Genomic DNA, 16499 nt, shown 5'->3' on the forward strand with positions numbered 1-16499 from the left:
CGTTCAAGAGTTCTGCGCGTAGATACCAGGTGTCCGCGGCGTCGAGCCACCCCCGGAATCCGATGCCGGTACTGATGACGACCAGTTCCGGTGGCTCGGCAATGATGCGGTCGGTCTGCGCACGGAGTTCGGAATCGTCGACAAGGGGAAGCACGTGGATGGCTGCGACGTGAACCGTGTCGGCCCCGCGCCGCTCGAGCAGGGCCGCGAATTCGTCCGCTCGCCGCTCGGCAGTGAGCGCAATCGTCTTACCTGTGAGCGGTCCCATGCCCGAAGCTTAGGCGGCTCCGCCGCCGGACCCTAGGCGGCTCCGCCGCAGCGGCACGAATAAGTGCACTGGCGTGTACTTATCCGTGCCACTGGGGCGGAGCCCCCAACGCTTGGCCGACCTAACTGCTGAACTTGTCCGGATCCGGGCCGGTACGGCCGTCCGGGGTGTCGAGCGCGTTGATCTGCTGGATCTCGTCGTTCGACAGTTCGAAACCGAACACGTCGAAGTTGCTCGCGATCCGCTCCGGCGTGACCGACTTGGGGATCACGACGTTGCCGAGCTGGATGTGCCAGCGCAGGATGACCTGCGCGGGAGTGACTCCGTGTGCTTCGGCGATCGGAGCGAACGCCGGGTCGTCCAGAACCGTGCCGGAGCCGAGGGGGCTCCACGCCTCGGTCGCAATGCCCTGCGAGGTGTGGAACGCACGCAGTTCTTCCTGGATGAGGCGCGGATGCAGTTCGATCTGGTTGACGGCCGGGGTCTCGCCGACAGCGTCGATCAGCTTCTCCAGCGTCGGAACCGTGAAGTTCGATACGCCGATGGATCCAACGCGGCCGTCCGCCTTCAGCTTCTGGAATGCCTTGAAGGTGTCGATGTACTTGTCGCGGTCCAGCTGCTGCCAGTGAATGAGGTAGAGGTCGAGGTACTCGAGGCCGAGGCGTTCCATGCTGGCGTCGAACGCCTTCAGAGTCGACTCGTAGCCCTGGTCGTCGTTCCACAGCTTGGTGGTGATGAACAGCTCGTCACGGGCGACGCCCGATTCCGCAATGGCCTTGCCGGTGCCCGCTTCGTTCTCGTAGACCTTCGCGGTATCGATGCTGCGGTAGCCGACCTTCAGCGCTTCCGCTACTGCGGCCTGCGCACCGTCGTCGGGAACCTGCCACACGCCGAAACCGAGCTGAGGGATCGCATGACCGTCGTTGAGCACGATGGTCGGGACAGTACTGGTCTCCGGTGAAAACGTCATATGAATGCCAACCGATGGCCGTCCGAGTCTGTTCCCGGCCGGTCTTGGATACTTCAGAGGTGACTGCGACGCTCCGAATCGACGACCTTGCTGCATTCCACGGCGATCGCACCCTGTTCTCCGGGCTCGACCTCACCGTCTCCGAGGGCGACGTCATCGGCCTGGTGGGCGCCAACGGCGCAGGTAAATCCACATTGTTGACCCTGCTCGCAGGCGTCGGAACTGCCGATGCAGAGGGCGCTATCCACCTGAGTCCGCCCGACGCCACCGTCGGCTATCTCGCCCAGGAACCCGACCGGATCGACGGGGAAACCGTCGAGGAGTTCGTCGGCCGACGAACCGGCGTCACAGCCTCCGAGCAGGCGATGAACGAGGCTGCCGAAGCGCTCGGCGCCGAAGACGGTGAGGATCGTTACACCCCTGCCCTGGAACGCTGGCTCGCGCTCGGCGGCGCCGATCTGAGCGAACGGACCGCGAAGGTGCTCACCGACCTCGGACTCGACGTCGACGGCGCCACACACATGACGGCGCTGTCCGGTGGTCAGGCCGCACGCGCAGGACTCGCCGCCATTCTCCTCGCCCGGTACGACATTCTGCTGCTCGACGAGCCCACCAACGATCTCGATCTCGCCGGTCTCGAGCAATTGGAGCGATTCGTCGTCGAGACGAGGGCCGCAATCGTCGTCGTCAGTCATGATCGTGAATTCCTCGCGCGAACCGTCACCGGCATCGTCGAGCTCGATCGCGCGCAGCACCGTATCGATGTGTACGACGGCAGTTACGAGTCGTACCTCGCCGAGCGCGAGATTGCCCGAACGCATGCGCGCGAGAAGTACGACGAGTTCGCCGATACCAAGTCATCCCTCGAATCCCGCGCCCAGATGCAGCGGAACTGGATGGAGTCCGGCGTGCGCAACGCACGTCGCAAAGCGACGGACAACGACAAGATCGGCCGCAAGACTCGCGCCGAGTCCACCGAGAAGCAAGCCGCCAAAGCCCGTCAGACACAACGCCGTATCGAACGTCTGGAGGTAGTCGAGGAGCCCCGCAAAGAGTGGGAGCTGCGCATGGAGATTGCTGCGGCACCGCGAAGCGGCACCGTCGTGTCGGTACTCAGCGGTGCAGTCGTCCGGCGTCAGGGTTTCACATTCGGTCCGGTGACGAACCAGATCGAATGGGGCGACAGGGTGTTGATCACGGGTGCGAACGGTTCAGGAAAGACCACCCTCCTCTCGGTGCTCTTGGGGAAACTCGCTCCCGACGAGGGGACCGCATCACTGGGGTCCGGAGTTGCCGTCGGTGAAATCGACCAGGCCCGTGAGCTTTTCACCGGCACGGAGACGGTCTCGGACGCCCTGAGCGCCGCTGTCCCCGAGTGGCCCGACGCCGATGTCCGCACGCTTCTCGCGAAGTTCGGCGTGCGAGGCGACGATGCGCTGCGGCCCGCTTCCTCGCTGTCTCCCGGTGAGCGGACCCGCGCAGCACTGGCACTACTGCAAGCCCGCGGGGTGAACCTGTTGGTTCTCGACGAGCCGACGAACCATCTCGATCTCCCTGCGATCGAACAGCTCGAACGCGCGATGGAGAACTTCGAGGGAACCCTGCTACTTGTCACCCACGACCGGCGCATGCTCGACACTGTCCGGGCCACCCGCCGTTGGATCATGCAGGACGGTCGCCTCACCGAGGAGTAGCGGGCGCTCCGCGCCAGTGGCATCGAAGCGCTCCGCGCCAGTGGCATCGAAGCGCTCCGCGCCAGTGGCATGGATAGGTGCACCACTACGCACTCTTTCGTGCCACTGGGGCGTAGCCACCGGTTGACAGATCGTTGGGTTTATACAACACTTTGTTCCATGAGCCCCGTGAAGCGTGGGAACACGCTCCCGATCTACAACCGGGTGGGAGTTCTGCGAGCCGAACGAAAGATGAGCCGAGCGCAACTGGCAGAGCTCATCGAAGTGAACCCACAGACGGTGGGCGCCCTCGAACGGGGCGATCACTACCCGAGCCTCGACCTGGCGATGAGAATCTGCGACGTCTTCGACCTACCCGTCGAGGCGGTGTTCTCCCGCACCGAACTCGGCCCACTGTCTGCCGAACTCTTCCGAAGGGCACCATGAGCCTCCCCGATTCCACCATTCTTACCCGCTACCAGACCTATCGCACCCGGCGATTCTTGGAGAACGACAACAAGACCCGCCACTGGCTCCCCAAGTGGCGCACGCAGAAGCGCCGCCGCGCGCTGTCCGTCGCGGTGATCGCAACCCTCTTGATTCTTCTGGCCCTGTCCATTTCGTCGATGTTCTGGAAATCGGCACCGCTCCTGTGGTTGCCCATGACTATCGTCTTCATCGTTGTGTGGACGATGTTGCAGACGGTGTCGGGCAGGCACAGCGACGCGCCGGTGGGTGCACTCGATGAATGGGAAGTGCAGCAGCGCAACCAGGCTCGCTCGATCGGTTTGTCTATCACGCAGGGCCTGGTCTTGGTCGCGGTATTCATCCTGATCGTTCTCTCCAGTACTTTCGACAACGAGCGCCTCGCATATGCCGGAGGAACCTGGACCCTGATTGCACTGATGGCCGGAATCTGTTCTCCAGCAATTATTCTCGCTTGGATTACTCCTGACCCCGACCCTGAAGACATCCTGACCGAAAGGGCACCATGAGCACCCTCACGATCGATGACATCTCGAAGAAGTACGGCGACAAGGTCGCTCTCGCATCGGTGAAGTTCGACGTCCACCCAGGCGAGCTGTTCGGATTCGTCGGCAGCAACGGCGCAGGCAAAACCACCACTATGCGCATCGTCCTCGGTGTTCTGTCCGCGGACTCCGGCCAGGTCCTGCTCGGCGGCAAGCCCGTGGACCTCGACGTTCGACGCACCATCGGCTATATGCCGGAGGAACGCGGACTGTACCCCAAGATGAAGGTCGGACCACAGCTCGCCTATATCGCCGAACTGCACGGACTCTCATCGACGCAGGCAAAGTCCGCTGTCTCGACCTGGACCGAGCGCCTCGGTATCGCCGAGCGACTGAACGACACCGTCGACGCACTGAGCCTCGGCAACCAGCAACGGGTTCAATTGGCCGCAGCACTTGTGCATGATCCCGCTGTTCTCGTTCTCGACGAGCCGTTCTCGGGCCTGGATCCGGTCGCCGTGGACGTCATGAGCGAGGTACTACGAGAAAAGGCGTCCTCCGGCGTACCGGTCATCTTCTCCCGTCACCAGCTGGACCTCGTTCAGCGCCTGTGCGATCGTGTCGGCATCATCGCAGCAGGTTCGATGAAGGCAGTGGGAACTGTCGACGAGCTTCGCGGCAGCGGAGACTCACAACTCGAAGTACACGCACCGGCTGCGGCTGCCGGGTGGGCCGATGGCATTCCCGGCGTCCGCGAGATCAGTCACAGCACCGACCGAACGATACTGAGCATCGCACCGGGAGCCGACGACCAGGCCATCCTTCGAGCTGCCCTGGCTACCGGACCGGTACACGAATTCTCCCTCCACAAGCCGTCACTGAGCGATCTGTTCCGAGAGGCCGTCGCATGAGCCAGCAAATGTCGTCCAGCCGCGCGATCGGTTTGATCGCCAAGCGCGAGTTCACAGTTCAGGTGATGAAGAAGAGCTTCATCATCAGCAACGTCATCATCCTCGCCGTCATCGTCGGTGGAATCATCGCGTTCTCCATATTCTCGGGTGGCGACGGCGAGGAGCGAGACGTCGTCGGTGTCGTCGGCGACCAATCCATTGCCGCCGTCCTGAGCGCAACCGGGGACGCCGTCGGCAATCCCGTCGAGGTTCGCGCAATCGACGACGCGAACGCCGCGCGCTCGATCGTCGAATCAGGCGACGTTGCAGTCGCTCTCGTTCCCACAGGCTCGGGCGCGTACACCGCCGTCACCGAATCCGAACTCACCGGTGCACTGCGAGCCGTCGTCGAAGGTAGCGTCCAGGCTCAGGCAACCGACGCTGCCCTCACCCAGCAGGGCGTCGATCAAGCAACCCTCGCAGCGCAGACGGCGAACGCGGTCGTGACCGTCGACGCGATCGACCCGCCGGATCCCGAGGCGGGGCAACGCGTTGCACTGTCGTTGGCGGCAGTGTCCATCCTGTACGCACAGATCATCGGCTTCGGAATGTACGTGGCGATGGGCGTCGTCGAGGAGAAGTCCTCACGCGTCGTGGAACTGCTGCTCTCCACGGTGCGACCCCTGCAGTTGTTGTGGGGCAAAATTCTCGGCATCGGCGCAGTCGGCATTCTGCAACTCGCGGCGTACGGCGCAGCGGGTGTAGGCACCGGTCTTGCCACCGGCATGTTGACCGTCACCGGGACGGCGATCAGCGTGTTCGCCGGCACACTCGGCTGGTTCGTGCTGGGCTTCGCGTTCTTCGCGGTCCTCTACGCCGCCGGTGGATCGATGGTCTCGCGCCAAGAGGACGTCAACTCCACCACGATGCCGCTGCTCCTGCTCATCGTGGCCATGTTCGTCGCCGCGATCAACTCGGTGGGCGACGCCGAAAGCACCCTCAGCAACGTACTGAGCTGGATCCCTCCGTTCTCCGCCATCATGATGCCGCTGCGGATAGCGGCCGGAGTCGCACCGCTCTATCAGATCGTGGGCACCGCGCTCATCATGGCAGCAACCACCGCAGCGCTCGCCGTCGTCGCAGCGAAAATCTACCAGCGGTCGATCCTGCGTATCGGCAAGACCGTCACGTGGAAAGAGGCGTTCGCTCGCTAAGCTACCTCCCATGACCACGCGAACGTCCGCCGCCGAGATACTCGATGCAGTTCTCGACGGCGGATCGTTCGCGTCGTGGGATCGCACCCCACTCGACGTGTCCCCGGGCCCTGAGTACGCCGCGGACCTGGCACGTGCACGGGAGAAGAGTGGCGTCGACGAATCGGTGCTGACCGGACAAGGCCTGGTCGACGGCAGACCAGTCGCGATCATCGCCTGCGAGTTCGCTTTTCTGGCGGGTTCGATCGGCGTCGCGGCCGCCGAACGCATCGTCACCGCCATCGAGAGAGCCACTGCCGAGGAACTTCCGCTCATCGCATCGCCCACGTCGGGCGGCACCAGGATGCAGGAAGGCACGCTCGCATTCGTCCAGATGGTCAAGATCGCCGGCGCCGTGACCCTCCACAAGCAGGCTGGTTTGCCGTATCTGGTCTACCTCCGCAATCCGACGACCGGTGGGGTGTTCGCGTCGTGGGGATCGCTCGCCCACGTCACGTTCGCCGAACCGGGCGCGCTGATCGGGTTCCTCGGCCCCCGCGTCTACCAGGCGCTGTACGACAAACCGTTTCCCGACGGTGTGCAGACGGCAGAAAATCTCTACCACCACGGCGTCATCGACGGCGTGGTCCCGGTCGGAAGCCTTCGTCACCTCATGGTGCGCGCACTACGGGTGGTCAGCGGCGATACCGAGACTCCGAGAAATCTCGAGCCTGCACCCGCCGTCACCGACATTCCGGACCACTCTGCGTGGCATTCCGTGGAAGCCTCCCGACGCGCCGACCGGCCCGGCGTTCGTCAACTCCTCGAACATGCTGCCACCGAACAAGTTCCACTGAGTGGCACCGGCCAGGGCGAATCGGACACCACTATCCTGCTGTCACTGTGCAGATTTCGCGGGATCTCGTGCGTGGTGTTCGGCAACGACCGCAGCAGCCACAGCGTCACCGCGACGATGGGCCCGGGTGCTCTTCGCGAGGCACGCCGCGGAATGAAGCTGGCCGAGGAGCTCGGCATTCCACTGGTGCTTGTCATCGACACGTTCGGCGCTGCGCTGAGCAAGGAAGCCGAGGAAGGCGGCCTCGCACCCGAGATCGCCCGCTGCATCAGCGATCTCGTCACCGTCGACACTCCCACTGTCTCGGTCCTTCTCGGCCAGGGAACAGGCGGTGGCGCGCTCGCACTGCTACCGGCAGACCGAACTCTGTGTGCCCAGAATGCCTGGCTTGCCCCGCTGCCACCCGAGGGAGCGAGCGCCATCGTCCACCGCGATACCGCCCACGCCCCTCAGATGGCCGAAGCTCAGGGCATTCGATCGATAGACCTGTTGCGCGATGGGATCGTCGACGCGATCGTTCCCGAGTATCCCGATGCGGCCGAGGAACCAGTCGAGTTCTCGAAGCGGGTGGCAGGAGCGATCGCCCGCGAACTCGCTGGCGCCCAAGGTAATCCGAGAGGCGATCGCATCGCGAGGCGGATGGGCCGCTACCGGCATCTAGGTCTTCGGGATCACGGCTAGAACGTCGCCGGCACACACGTCGGACGGCAATTCGATCTTCGTGTCACCGAGTGCGAAGAATTCCCGCGCCGCGACGGAGTGCCTACTGGCGATCTCGGCGTCCGCCGGGTATGCGCATTCACCGTCGATACGTACGACACCCGCGATCACCGATCGCACCCGAGTGACGAGGACACCGTCGAGCAGGCTCGGGGTGCCGTAGCAGTCGGCATGGTCCTCCACGGCCACGCCGTCGAGCATGATGCGGCCCAGGTGATACCCGGTCGACGACGGCCATACGGCAGGATCGAATCGAGGTCGGCACGCGGCCTTCAGTGAAGGCAATAGTTCGAAGATGGTCATATCGAGAAGTGTCGTCAAGGACGAACCGGCGCCGCCACACTCTTGACGACATCCTTACGCCGATAAGCAGGACAGGAACGCCGCGGTGACACAGCCGCAATACGAACGCAACTCTTCGCTCCTACTGTCCGTGGAATGATCGGCACCAGCACTGGCCTGAACATCTCCGGCCTCGGTAAGACCTTCAGCCTCGGCCGAAAATCGGTCGAGGCACTCACCGACGTCACCTTGGAGACGCCCGAGGGATCGTTTCTCTCCCTACTCGGCCCGTCGGGCTGCGGGAAGTCGACGGTTTTGCGCATCCTGGCCGGGCTCGACACCCCGACCACCGGGACCGCACTCGTCAACGGCCAGTCCCCCGCCGAACTACGTACCCGCCACGAACTGGGCATCGCATTCCAGGACTCGGCGCTACTTCCGTGGCGCAGCGTCGTCTCGAACATCACGCTGCCGTTGCAGGTCGCCGGGCTCCCGTCGGATCCCGAGCTCATCGCCGACCTCGTCAAGCTCGTCGGACTCGAAGGATTCGAGAAGGCCAAACCCGCGCAGCTGTCGGGCGGTATGCGTCAGCGTGTATCGATCGCGCGGTCGCTCGTGGTCAAGCCGAGCGTTCTTCTCCTCGACGAACCCTTCGGCGCACTCGACGACATGACCCGCCAGCGGCTCAACCTCGAGCTCCTGCGCATCTGGACCGAAAAACCGGCGACGACGCTGATGGTCACCCACGGTATCGCCGAGGCGGTGTTCCTGTCCGACGTCGTGGCCGTCATGACCCCCCGTCCGGGCCGTGTCCTCGAGGTCGTGTCCATCGACCTGCCGCGTCCGAGAACCCCGGAGATGATGCGCACCCCGGAGTTCCACAAGCTGCACGACTATCTGTCCGGCCTGCTGTTCGGCAGGGCAGGCGTCGCATGACGCTCGCAGATATCGAAAAGGTCACCCAAGCTCAGACCGAAACATCCACTCGCCGAAACTCTCTCGGCCGGCCGAAGTGGCTCGGGGGCGCGATCGGCATCATCGGACTCGTGCTCGCATGGTGGCTGCTCGCCGCGCTCGGCGTCGCCGGCGGCACGATCCCGAGCCCGTGGACCGTGCTGGCGACGATGTTCGACGACGGATGGGCGCTGTACGGCCCGAACTTCTCGATCACCGCCGCCGGTGCCCTGCAGGGTTTCGTCTGGGGGAATCTGCTGGCGATCGCGCTTGCGGTACTGGTCGTTCTGGTTCCGCCCGTAGAATCGCTGGCGACTCAGCTCGCAATCCTCAGCTACTGCACACCCCTGCTTGCATTGGGCCCGATCATTCTCGTCGTATTCGGCGGACGCACACCCACGATCTTCCTGGCCGCGATGTACTGCTTCTTCACGACGATGGTCGGCACCCTCACCGGCCTCCGCTCGGCGGACGTGGCGAGCCTCGATCTCGTGGCCGCATACGGCGGCGGGCGGTGGCAGAAGTTCCGGCGTGTGCAGTCGATCGCAGCGTTGCCGTCAATGTTCGCCGCGCTGAAAATCGCTGCACCGTCCGCCGTCCTCGGCGCGATTCTGGGTGAGTATCTCGGCGGCGTCGACAGCGGAATCGGCGTCGCGCTCACCGCGGCACAGACGTCGTACAACGTTCCCCGAACGTGGGGCATGGCTTTGGCCGCAGCACTTCTCGCCGGGCTCGGATACGCCATCGTCGCGATCATCGCCCGGTTCGTCACCCCATGGACCTCCGGGAAGACAGCATGACGCTCGCTCGCGGAATGTTCCGCTTCCTTGCCCCGATCGGCATCGCCTTCGCTCTCCTGTTGGTCATCTGGGTCGTCTTCCTCGAAGCGTTCCCTCAGGTGGGGCCGCGCGTCGGCCAAACTCCGGCTGCGGTGTGGACGTACCTGTTCGGCGGCGAGAAGTCCGCCGCGAATCGCGAAACCATCTTCTCGAACCTCGAAATAACCTTGCGCGACGCCGGAGTCGGCTTCCTCGTCGGCATGGGCGCCGCGTTGATCGTCGCGTCGATCTTCGTGGTCTCGAGAGCCGTCGAGCAGACGTTCATGCCGGTTGCGATGCTACTTCGGTCCGTGCCCTTGGTGGCGCTGACTCCGATCATCGTGCTGATCTTCGGGCGTGGGATCGTCGGCGTGACGGTCATGGTCGCCATCGTCGTGTTCTTCCCTGCCCTCGTCATGATCATGGTCGGGCTCCGTGAAGCGCCCACGGGTGCACAGGATTTGATTGCGGCGTACGGCGGAAACCGGTGGATGGCACTGCGCATGGTCGCAGTTCCGTCGGCCTTGCCTTCGGTGTTCGCCGCAGCACGCATCTCCGTTCCCGGTGCGCTGATCGGTGCCCTCATCGGCGAATGGCTGGGCAGCGGGCAGGGTCTCGGCTCGTCGATGATCAAGGCAATCCCCAGATACCAGTACAACGAACTCTGGGCGTCGATCGTCGTCATCACCGTCGTGTCGATCGTGCTCTACGCGATCGTCGGCGTGCTGGAGAACTTTGCGCTGCAACGGATGAAATGAGTTGTTTACAGTAGGGCGCTTACGAGCAATTCGATCGAAACGGGAAACACCTACAGTTCCGATTCATGAACCTCTCCTCACAGTTCGACCGACGGTCGCTGCTTCGCTACGGCGGCTTGGCTTCCCTGGCCGTCGGCGGCGCAACCGTCCTCGCAGCATGCAGCAGCGATTCGTCGTCGAGCGGTGGATCGACGGACGATGGCTCGCAGTACGGAACCGTCGCTATGCAGCTGTCGTGGATCAAGAACATCGAGTTCGCCGGTGAGTACTTCGCGACCGAGAAGGGGTACTACGCCGACGCCGGTTTCGGGAGCGTCGACCTCATCGCTGGTGGCGCGGCCGGCACCGGCGTCGAAGCAGGCTTGGACACCGGAAAGGTGTGGATCGGAACGTCTGCCCCGCAGCTGACCGCTCCTGCAGTACTCGGCGGGCTGGAGGCCAAGATCGTTGCAGCCACGTTCCAGAAGAACCCGTTCTGCATCGTCTCTTCCGCTGCGTCACCGATCAATTCGCCGCAGGACATGGTCGGCAAGCGCATCGGGGTACAGGATTCGAACCAGCTGGTGTTCGCGGCATTGTTGGCGGCCAACGGGCTCGAGGAGAGCCAGATGACGATCGTGCCGGCTCAGTTCGACCCGAGCCCGCTGGCCAACGGCGAGGTCGACGGCTGGGTCAGCTACGTGACGAACGAGCCGATCACACTCGCTGCCAAGGGTTTCGAGAACGCGAATTTCCTGTTCGCGGACTACAACCTCCCTCTCGTCGCGGAGACGCTGACCGTCCTGCAGTCGACCATCGACAACGAACGCGACAAGCTCAAGGCGTTCCTCAAGGCCGAGATTCAGGGCTGGCGCGACGCCGTTGCCGATCCACGCGAGTCTGCACGTCTGGCGGTCGAGGTGTTCGGCAAGGACCAGAACCTCGAACTCGAGGAGCAGGTCCTCGAAGCGACGGCGCAGAACGACCTGGTTGTGTCCGCCGACACCGAGGCGAACGGCTTGTTCACGATGACGCAGGCGCTCATCGACGAGAACATCGCCGCACTCGCGACAGCGGGTATCGAGATCACCGCGGACGAGCTGTTCGACATGTCCGTGCTCGCGGAGGTCTACGAGGAGAATCCGGACCTGAAGTAGTGCGGTGTTGCACACTATCGTCACCAATCAGTGATTTCCCGTCGATTCGCGACGATAGTGTGCAATCAGATCCGGGGTAGCGTCCGCGACGGCGAATCGATCGACTTCCGACGCCGACGCACGACGGTGATGATCTCCTCGACCACCCGATCGAGGTCGGCATGGACCGTTGCCGCCGAGTACCGCAGCACCAACCATCCTTCGAGGACGAGCTTGTTCTGGCGTCGGCGATCGCTATCGAACGTCGCCGGATCGCTGTGGAACATACGGCCGTCGATCTCCACGATGACGCGCGCACGAAAGTCGACCAGGTCGCCATAGAACTGGCCGACTCTCGCGTTGAGTTGCAGGTAGAAGTTGCGGGCAGTCAGCGCCCTGGCCACGATCCGCTCGGGTTCGGACCGAGTCCCCGGGCAGCAGCGTCGCAGTTGTTCCCGGAGTGCCTTCATCCCGTTCATCCCGCTCGCCACCTCAGAGACGGCAGCAACCCTGCGCCAGGGGATCTGGTTGTCGATGGACGCGTCGAAGAACCGCTCCAACTCCGGTTTCGGCAAGGTCGCAGCGACGTCGACGAAAGCCTGCTCGATGGTCACGACACGAAGTCCGCGGTAGGTCGCGATCATCGGAAGTGTGCGTCGGTACAGCCGAATCCACTGCGGACAACGAGCCGACCCCGACGGATCGATAGTTGCGTCCACCCGATCCGGCTCGTGCTCCACGAGCCCCCATAGCCACGCCGCCGTCAGGTGACTGATCACCGCATCCGACTTCCAGAGCGTGACAGCCGTGCACAGGTCTACGAAGTCGGGTTTGTCGGTCGCATAGACCTGAGGAAGCAGCCTGGTCAGCGTCCCGGACTTCACCCGACGAGCGATCGCACCGCGGCTCATTCCCGACTCCACCAGCTGCGCGGCTGTTCGTACCCCCATGCGAACACCGTTGCCGATGGAGACCTCGGGCGGTAGGGGGCAATGCGGAAATGTGGATAACTCGAGTTATCCACAGGCTGAAGCGGACCTGGTTGCACACTATCGTCGCGGATCGGCGATTTCCCGTCGATTCACGACGATAGTGTGCAGTCGGATCCGGCCGAAACGGCCCGCCCGCGCACTAGGCTGCACACATGAGCGGCGAGTATCGAAATGCATTCGACAGCAGCATCTCCGATCGGGAAGGTTTCTGGCTGGAGGCCGCCGGTGGTATCGACTGGACGACGCCCCCGACCTCGGCGTTCACCAACGGACGCTGGTTCGAAGATGGCGAGCTCAACACGTGCGTCAATGCGCTCGACCGGCACGTCGATGCCGGACACGGCGACCGGACCGCGCTGATCTACGACTCCGCGATGCTCGGCACCGTGCGCTCGTTCACGTACTCCGAACTTCTCGACGAGGTAGCGCTGTTCGCCGGTGTGCTCGTGAAGAACGGTGTCACCGTCGGCGATCGCGTCGTCCTGTACCTGCCGATGATTCCCGAGGCCGTCGTCGCGATGCTGGCGTGTGCGCGGATCGGTGCCGTGCATTCGGTGGTGTTCGGCGGGTTCGCGGCCAAGGAACTCGCTGCGCGGATCGACGACGCCGAGCCTGCACTGCTGATCACCGCCAGCGGCGGCTTCGAACCGGGCAAGGTGATCGAGTATCTGCCGATCGTCGAGAAGGCCCTGGCCCTCACCACGGCACCGAAACCGACAGTGATCGTCAAAGCACGCGAGGGCATCGGGAACACACACAGCTGGCTCGACTGGGACGAGCAACTCGTCGACACCGTTGCCGCCGAGCCAGTTTCGGTGCGGGCAACGGACCCGCTCTACATTCTCTACACCTCGGGCACCACCGGCAAACCCAAGGGAGTGGTACGCGACAACGGCGGCCATGCCGTCGCACTGATGTGGTCGATGCGCAACATCTACGACGTCGGCGAAGGCCAAGTGATGTGGACGGCGTCGGACGTCGGCTGGGTCGTCGGGCACTCCTACATCGTCTACGGCCCATTGCTCGCGGGTGCGACGTCCGTTCTCTACGAGGGCAAACCCGTCGGCACTCCCGACGCCGGGGCATTCTGGCGGGTGATCCAGGACCACGGTGTCCGTGCGCTGTTCACTGCGCCGACCGCGCTTCGAGCAATCCGCAAGGTCGACCCACGCGCGAGCGAACTCGAGAAGTACGACATCTCCTCTCTCGCCACCGTCTTCGTGGCAGGTGAGCGACTCGACCCGGACACCTACGAGTGGGTCAGCCGCACCCTGGACCGCCCGGTCGTCGACCACTGGTGGCAGACCGAAACCGGCTGGGCCATCTGCGCCAATCTCCGTGGTTTGGAACCACTTCCGATCAAGTCGGGATCGCCGACGGTGGCAGTGCCGGGCTTCCAAGTCGGGATTCTCGACGCGAGGGGCGCCGAAGTCGATGCCGGGACCGAGGGCAACATCGTCGTGAAGCTCCCACTTCCGCCCGGCACACTCGTCGGGCTGTGGAACGACGAGGACCGCTTCAGGCGCTCGTATCTCGAGACGTTCCCCGGCTACTACCTGACCGGCGACTCCGGTTACATCGATGCCGACGGATACGTCTATGTCCTCGGCCGCAGCGACGATGTCATCAACGTTGCCGGCCACCGACTTTCGACGGGATCGATGGAGGCCGTCGTGGCGAGCCATCCGGCCGTCGCCGAATGCGCCGTGATCGGAATCCACGACGAACTCAAGGGGCAGCGTCCGAGCGGTTACGTAGTTCTCAAGGCCGGGGAGAGCATCGAGGAAGAGCAACTGCGCACCGAGCTCGTCGCGATGGTGCGCGATCAGATCGGGGCGCTCGCGACGTTCAGGGACGTCACGATCGTCGGGGCGCTACCGAAGACGCGGTCCGGCAAGATTCTACGGAAGACGATGCGGCAGATCGTCGCCGGCGAGGAGTACGGAGTGCCGTCGACGATCGAGGATCCTGCGGTGCTCGACGCGTTGGAGAAGCTGCTGGGCAGGTGACCCTGCGGGCCCAGTGGCACGGTTGAGTACACCTGGGTGCACTTAACCGTGCCACTGGGCCAGCGGCCCACACGGCAGAAACCCGAGCAACAATGTCCGAAATCCGCGCGACCAAGACCTGGGCGTGGCCGTAGCGTGAGCGACATGACTGCGCTCGACACCACGAAGAAGACCGACTGGCTCGCACTCGGAGCTGTAACCATCACAGTGCTGGCCTGGGCGTCGGCGTTCGTCGCGATCCGGGGCGTCGGAACGTCGTTCGGCGCCGGACCCCTTGCGCTCGGCCGATTGCTCATCGGGACAATCGCACTCGGTGCCATCCTCATGCTGAGGCGCACGTGGGTCAGGCCAGGACGAACGCAGTGGATACAGATCATCAGCGTCGGCGTGTTCTGGTTCGCGATCTACAACGTGTCGCTGAACGCCGCAGAGCAGCGGGTCGACGCAGGTACGACCTCGATGCTCATTCAGATCGGGCCGATCCTCGTCGCCCTGTTCGCGGGCCTTCTGCTGGGCGAGGGATTCCCGCGGTGGCTCGTGATCGGAGCCGCGATCGCATTCTCGGGTGCGGTCCTGGTCGGCGTCGTCACGGCGGTCACGACCACGGACACCACCAAGACCGACGCGGACTTCCTCGGCATCGCACTGTGTCTCCTTTCTGCCGCCACGTACGCGATCGGCGTACTCAGCCAAAAGCCGGTTCTCAGAGGCGTTCCCGGATTGCAGGTCACGTGGATGGCGTGCGCGATCGGCGCTCTGTGTACATTGCCGTTCGCGCCCGCACTGATCGAGGACCTCGGCACGGCCTCGGCAGGGGCGACCGGCGGATTGATCTACCTCGGCCTCGTTCCGACCGCCCTCGCGTTCAGCACCTGGGCCTACGCGCTGACGCGGATGGACGCTGGGCGGCTCGGCATCACGACGTATGGCGTTCCGCCGCTGACGATCCTGATGGCCTGGCTCCTACTCGGGGAAGTCCCGCACTTTCTCGCCGTCGTCGGCGGCATGATCTGCCTCGTCGGTGTCGGCTTGTCGCGTCGGCGTTAGAGGGACTTGAACCGCGCGATGGCAACTTCGCGTTCGTGTTTGTGGTCGACGATCGGTTCGGGGTAGTCCTTGGGTCGTCCGAACTTGAGTGTGTGCACGGCCTTGCCCTCTTCACCGCGCAGCTCCGGCACCCACCGTCGCACGTAATCGCCTGTCGGATCGAACTTCTCGCCCTGCGTGATCGGGTTGAACACCCGGAAGTACGGCGACGCGTCGGTGCCCGTTCCTGCCGTCCACTGCCACCCGTGCTGGTTGTTCGCGAGGTCGCCGTCGATGAGGCGATCCATGAAATACCGAGCCCCCCACCACCACGGCACGTGGAGATCCTTGACGAGGAACGACGCCACGATCATGCGGACCCGATTGTGCATCCAGTTCTCGGATTTCAGTTGGCGCATACCGGCATCGACGATGGGAAACCCCGTTCGCCCGTCTTTCCACGCATCGAACATCTCCTGGGCGTGCTTGCCGGTGTCGAGTTCGATCGCGTCGAACTTCTTGTCGTAGTTCTCGCGGGCGCTGTCCGGTCGCTGAAAGAGTATGTCCGCATAGAAGTCTCGCCATGCGATCTGCCGCCGATACGACGCGGATCCTTCGGTGCGCAGCTTGCCGAGGTCTGCCAGCATGGTACGAGGGTGAATGGTTCCGTACTTCAGATGCACCGACATTCGCGACGTCGAATCCAGGTCCGGTCGGTTGCGCTCGTCGTCGTAGGACGACACCCGCTCGAGAAACTCAGCCCATGCGTCCGACGCCGCCTTCTCCCCTGCGGGCGCGTCCGACGCATCCTTCTCGGTAGGGATCTTCACGCGCGCAGGCAGGCCGTTCACCTCGCTCGGGTCGAGCCAGTCCACGGTCTCGGACGACGTGTCTGCCGGCCCCCGCCACCCATGCTCCATCCACTGCCGGAAGTACGGGGTGAACACCCGGTACGGCTCACCGTCGCTCTTGGTCACCCTCCCCGGCGCAATAGCGTACGGCGA

16 protein-coding genes and 1 pseudogene are annotated in these 16499 nt (G+C 64.0%); 12 read left to right on the top strand and 5 right to left on the bottom strand.

Annotation, left to right across the window (positions count from 1 at the left end; translation table 11 throughout):
• Positions 1 to 268: pseudogene (locus A2J03_RS20315) on the bottom strand (uroporphyrinogen-III synthase); the annotation flags it as partial.
• A 121-nt stretch (positions 269 to 389) separates the two neighbouring features.
• Positions 390 to 1238, bottom strand: coding sequence for an aldo/keto reductase (locus A2J03_RS20320; RefSeq protein ID WP_068377634.1), 849 nt, complete (start codon positions 1236 to 1238; stop codon positions 390 to 392).
• A gap of 59 nt (positions 1239 to 1297) precedes the next feature.
• Here A2J03_RS20320 and A2J03_RS20325 point away from each other — a divergent pair, with 59 nt between their 5' ends.
• From A2J03_RS20325 to A2J03_RS20350, 6 genes are all read left to right on the top strand, one after another.
• Positions 1298 to 2932, top strand: coding sequence for an ABC-F family ATP-binding cassette domain-containing protein (locus A2J03_RS20325; RefSeq protein WP_068377636.1), 1635 nt, complete (start codon positions 1298 to 1300; stop codon positions 2930 to 2932).
• 159 nt (positions 2933 to 3091) lie between these two features.
• A complete protein-coding gene (locus A2J03_RS20330; RefSeq protein ID WP_068377637.1) occupies positions 3092 to 3358 on the top strand; it encodes a helix-turn-helix transcriptional regulator in 267 nt (88 codons plus the stop codon).
• Positions 3355 to 3906: a hypothetical protein gene (locus A2J03_RS20335; RefSeq protein ID WP_068377640.1), complete on the top strand. Its 552-nt coding sequence runs from the start codon at positions 3355 to 3357 to the stop codon at positions 3904 to 3906. Before A2J03_RS20330 ends, A2J03_RS20335 begins: the two co-directional genes overlap by 4 nt.
• Positions 3903 to 4793, top strand: a complete 891-nt coding sequence (locus tag A2J03_RS20340) for an ABC transporter ATP-binding protein (protein ID WP_068377642.1) — start codon at positions 3903 to 3905, stop codon at positions 4791 to 4793. The genes A2J03_RS20335 and A2J03_RS20340 overlap by 4 nt, the downstream gene beginning before the upstream one ends.
• The gene (locus A2J03_RS20345; RefSeq protein ID WP_068377644.1) at positions 4790 to 5986 is read left to right on the top strand and encodes an ABC transporter permease; all 1197 of its coding nucleotides are present in this window, start codon (positions 4790 to 4792) and stop codon (positions 5984 to 5986) included. Before A2J03_RS20340 ends, A2J03_RS20345 begins: the two co-directional genes overlap by 4 nt.
• 10 nt (positions 5987 to 5996) lie before the next feature.
• On the top strand, positions 5997 to 7502 hold the full coding sequence (locus tag A2J03_RS20350; RefSeq protein ID WP_068377649.1) for a carboxyl transferase domain-containing protein: 1506 nt from the start codon (positions 5997 to 5999) through the stop codon (positions 7500 to 7502).
• Here the strand turns inward: A2J03_RS20350 and A2J03_RS20355 are convergent.
• Positions 7479 to 7844 carry a hypothetical protein gene (locus tag A2J03_RS20355; RefSeq protein WP_068377652.1) on the bottom strand — a complete coding sequence of 122 codons (366 nt, stop codon included), beginning with the start codon at positions 7842 to 7844 and terminating at the stop codon, positions 7479 to 7481. The two genes, A2J03_RS20350 and A2J03_RS20355, sit on opposite strands and share 24 nt — an antisense overlap.
• A gap of 135 nt (positions 7845 to 7979) precedes the next feature.
• Here A2J03_RS20355 and A2J03_RS20360 point away from each other — a divergent pair, with 135 nt between their 5' ends.
• From A2J03_RS20360 to A2J03_RS20375, 4 genes are all read left to right on the top strand, one after another.
• Complete coding sequence (locus A2J03_RS20360) at positions 7980 to 8759, top strand: ABC transporter ATP-binding protein (RefSeq protein WP_068377654.1); 780 nt, start codon at positions 7980 to 7982, stop codon at positions 8757 to 8759.
• Positions 8756 to 9577 carry an ABC transporter permease gene (locus A2J03_RS20365; protein ID WP_068377656.1) on the top strand — a complete coding sequence of 274 codons (822 nt, stop codon included), beginning with the start codon at positions 8756 to 8758 and terminating at the stop codon, positions 9575 to 9577. The genes A2J03_RS20360 and A2J03_RS20365 overlap by 4 nt, the downstream gene beginning before the upstream one ends.
• Positions 9574 to 10353 carry an ABC transporter permease gene (locus tag A2J03_RS20370; RefSeq protein ID WP_068377663.1) on the top strand — a complete coding sequence of 260 codons (780 nt, stop codon included), beginning with the start codon at positions 9574 to 9576 and terminating at the stop codon, positions 10351 to 10353. Before A2J03_RS20365 ends, A2J03_RS20370 begins: the two co-directional genes overlap by 4 nt.
• A gap of 65 nt (positions 10354 to 10418) precedes the next feature.
• Entirely contained in the window at positions 10419 to 11489 is a 1071-nt protein-coding gene (locus A2J03_RS20375) for an ABC transporter substrate-binding protein (protein WP_068377658.1), read from the top strand.
• A 65-nt stretch (positions 11490 to 11554) separates the two neighbouring features.
• Here A2J03_RS20375 and A2J03_RS20380 read toward each other — a convergent pair whose 3' ends face one another.
• Complete coding sequence (locus A2J03_RS20380; RefSeq protein WP_068377659.1) at positions 11555 to 12418, bottom strand: DUF559 domain-containing protein; 864 nt, start codon at positions 12416 to 12418, stop codon at positions 11555 to 11557.
• Positions 12419 to 12612: 194 nt separating this feature from the next.
• On the opposite strand from A2J03_RS20380, the gene A2J03_RS20385 reads away from it, so the two are divergent.
• A complete protein-coding gene (locus A2J03_RS20385; RefSeq protein WP_068377661.1) occupies positions 12613 to 14469 on the top strand; it encodes a propionyl-CoA synthetase in 1857 nt (618 codons plus the stop codon).
• Between the two features lie 144 nt (positions 14470 to 14613).
• Positions 14614 to 15516: a DMT family transporter gene (locus tag A2J03_RS20390; protein WP_068377668.1), complete on the top strand. Its 903-nt coding sequence runs from the start codon at positions 14614 to 14616 to the stop codon at positions 15514 to 15516.
• Here A2J03_RS20390 and A2J03_RS20395 read toward each other — a convergent pair.
• Positions 15513 to 16499, bottom strand: a 987-nt coding sequence (locus tag A2J03_RS20395; RefSeq protein ID WP_068377666.1) for a cryptochrome/photolyase family protein, incomplete at its 5' end; no start/stop codon positions are given. The two genes, A2J03_RS20390 and A2J03_RS20395, sit on opposite strands and share 4 nt — an antisense overlap.

The organism is Rhodococcus sp. EPR-157 (genome assembly GCF_001647195.1).
Taxonomy (GTDB): Bacteria; Actinomycetota; Actinomycetes; order Mycobacteriales; family Mycobacteriaceae; genus Rhodococcoides.

Excerpts from the sequence above, each read along its gene's own strand:
- A2J03_RS20365 (WP_068377656.1), top strand. The coding sequence starts at position 8,756 with ATGACGCTCGCAGATATCGAAAAGGTCACCCAAGCTCAGACCGAAACA.
- A2J03_RS20380 (WP_068377659.1), bottom strand. The coding sequence starts at position 12,418 with ATGGGGGTACGAACAGCCGCGCAGCTGGTGGAGTCGGGAATGAGCCGC.
- A2J03_RS20355 (WP_068377652.1), bottom strand. The coding sequence starts at position 7,844 with ATGACCATCTTCGAACTATTGCCTTCACTGAAGGCCGCGTGCCGACCT.
- A2J03_RS20345 (WP_068377644.1), top strand. The coding sequence starts at position 4,790 with ATGAGCCAGCAAATGTCGTCCAGCCGCGCGATCGGTTTGATCGCCAAG.
- A2J03_RS20385 (WP_068377661.1), top strand. The coding sequence starts at position 12,613 with ATGAGCGGCGAGTATCGAAATGCATTCGACAGCAGCATCTCCGATCGG.
- A2J03_RS20340 (WP_068377642.1), top strand. The coding sequence starts at position 3,903 with ATGAGCACCCTCACGATCGATGACATCTCGAAGAAGTACGGCGACAAG.
- A2J03_RS20370 (WP_068377663.1), top strand. The coding sequence starts at position 9,574 with ATGACGCTCGCTCGCGGAATGTTCCGCTTCCTTGCCCCGATCGGCATC.
- A2J03_RS20360 (WP_068377654.1), top strand. The coding sequence starts at position 7,980 with ATGATCGGCACCAGCACTGGCCTGAACATCTCCGGCCTCGGTAAGACC.
- A2J03_RS20335 (WP_068377640.1), top strand. The coding sequence starts at position 3,355 with ATGAGCCTCCCCGATTCCACCATTCTTACCCGCTACCAGACCTATCGC.
- A2J03_RS20390 (WP_068377668.1), top strand. The coding sequence starts at position 14,614 with ATGACTGCGCTCGACACCACGAAGAAGACCGACTGGCTCGCACTCGGA.
- A2J03_RS20330 (WP_068377637.1), top strand. The coding sequence starts at position 3,092 with ATGAGCCCCGTGAAGCGTGGGAACACGCTCCCGATCTACAACCGGGTG.
- A2J03_RS20375 (WP_068377658.1), top strand. The coding sequence starts at position 10,419 with ATGAACCTCTCCTCACAGTTCGACCGACGGTCGCTGCTTCGCTACGGC.
- A2J03_RS20350 (WP_068377649.1), top strand. The coding sequence starts at position 5,997 with ATGACCACGCGAACGTCCGCCGCCGAGATACTCGATGCAGTTCTCGAC.
- A2J03_RS20320 (WP_068377634.1), bottom strand. The coding sequence starts at position 1,238 with ATGACGTTTTCACCGGAGACCAGTACTGTCCCGACCATCGTGCTCAAC.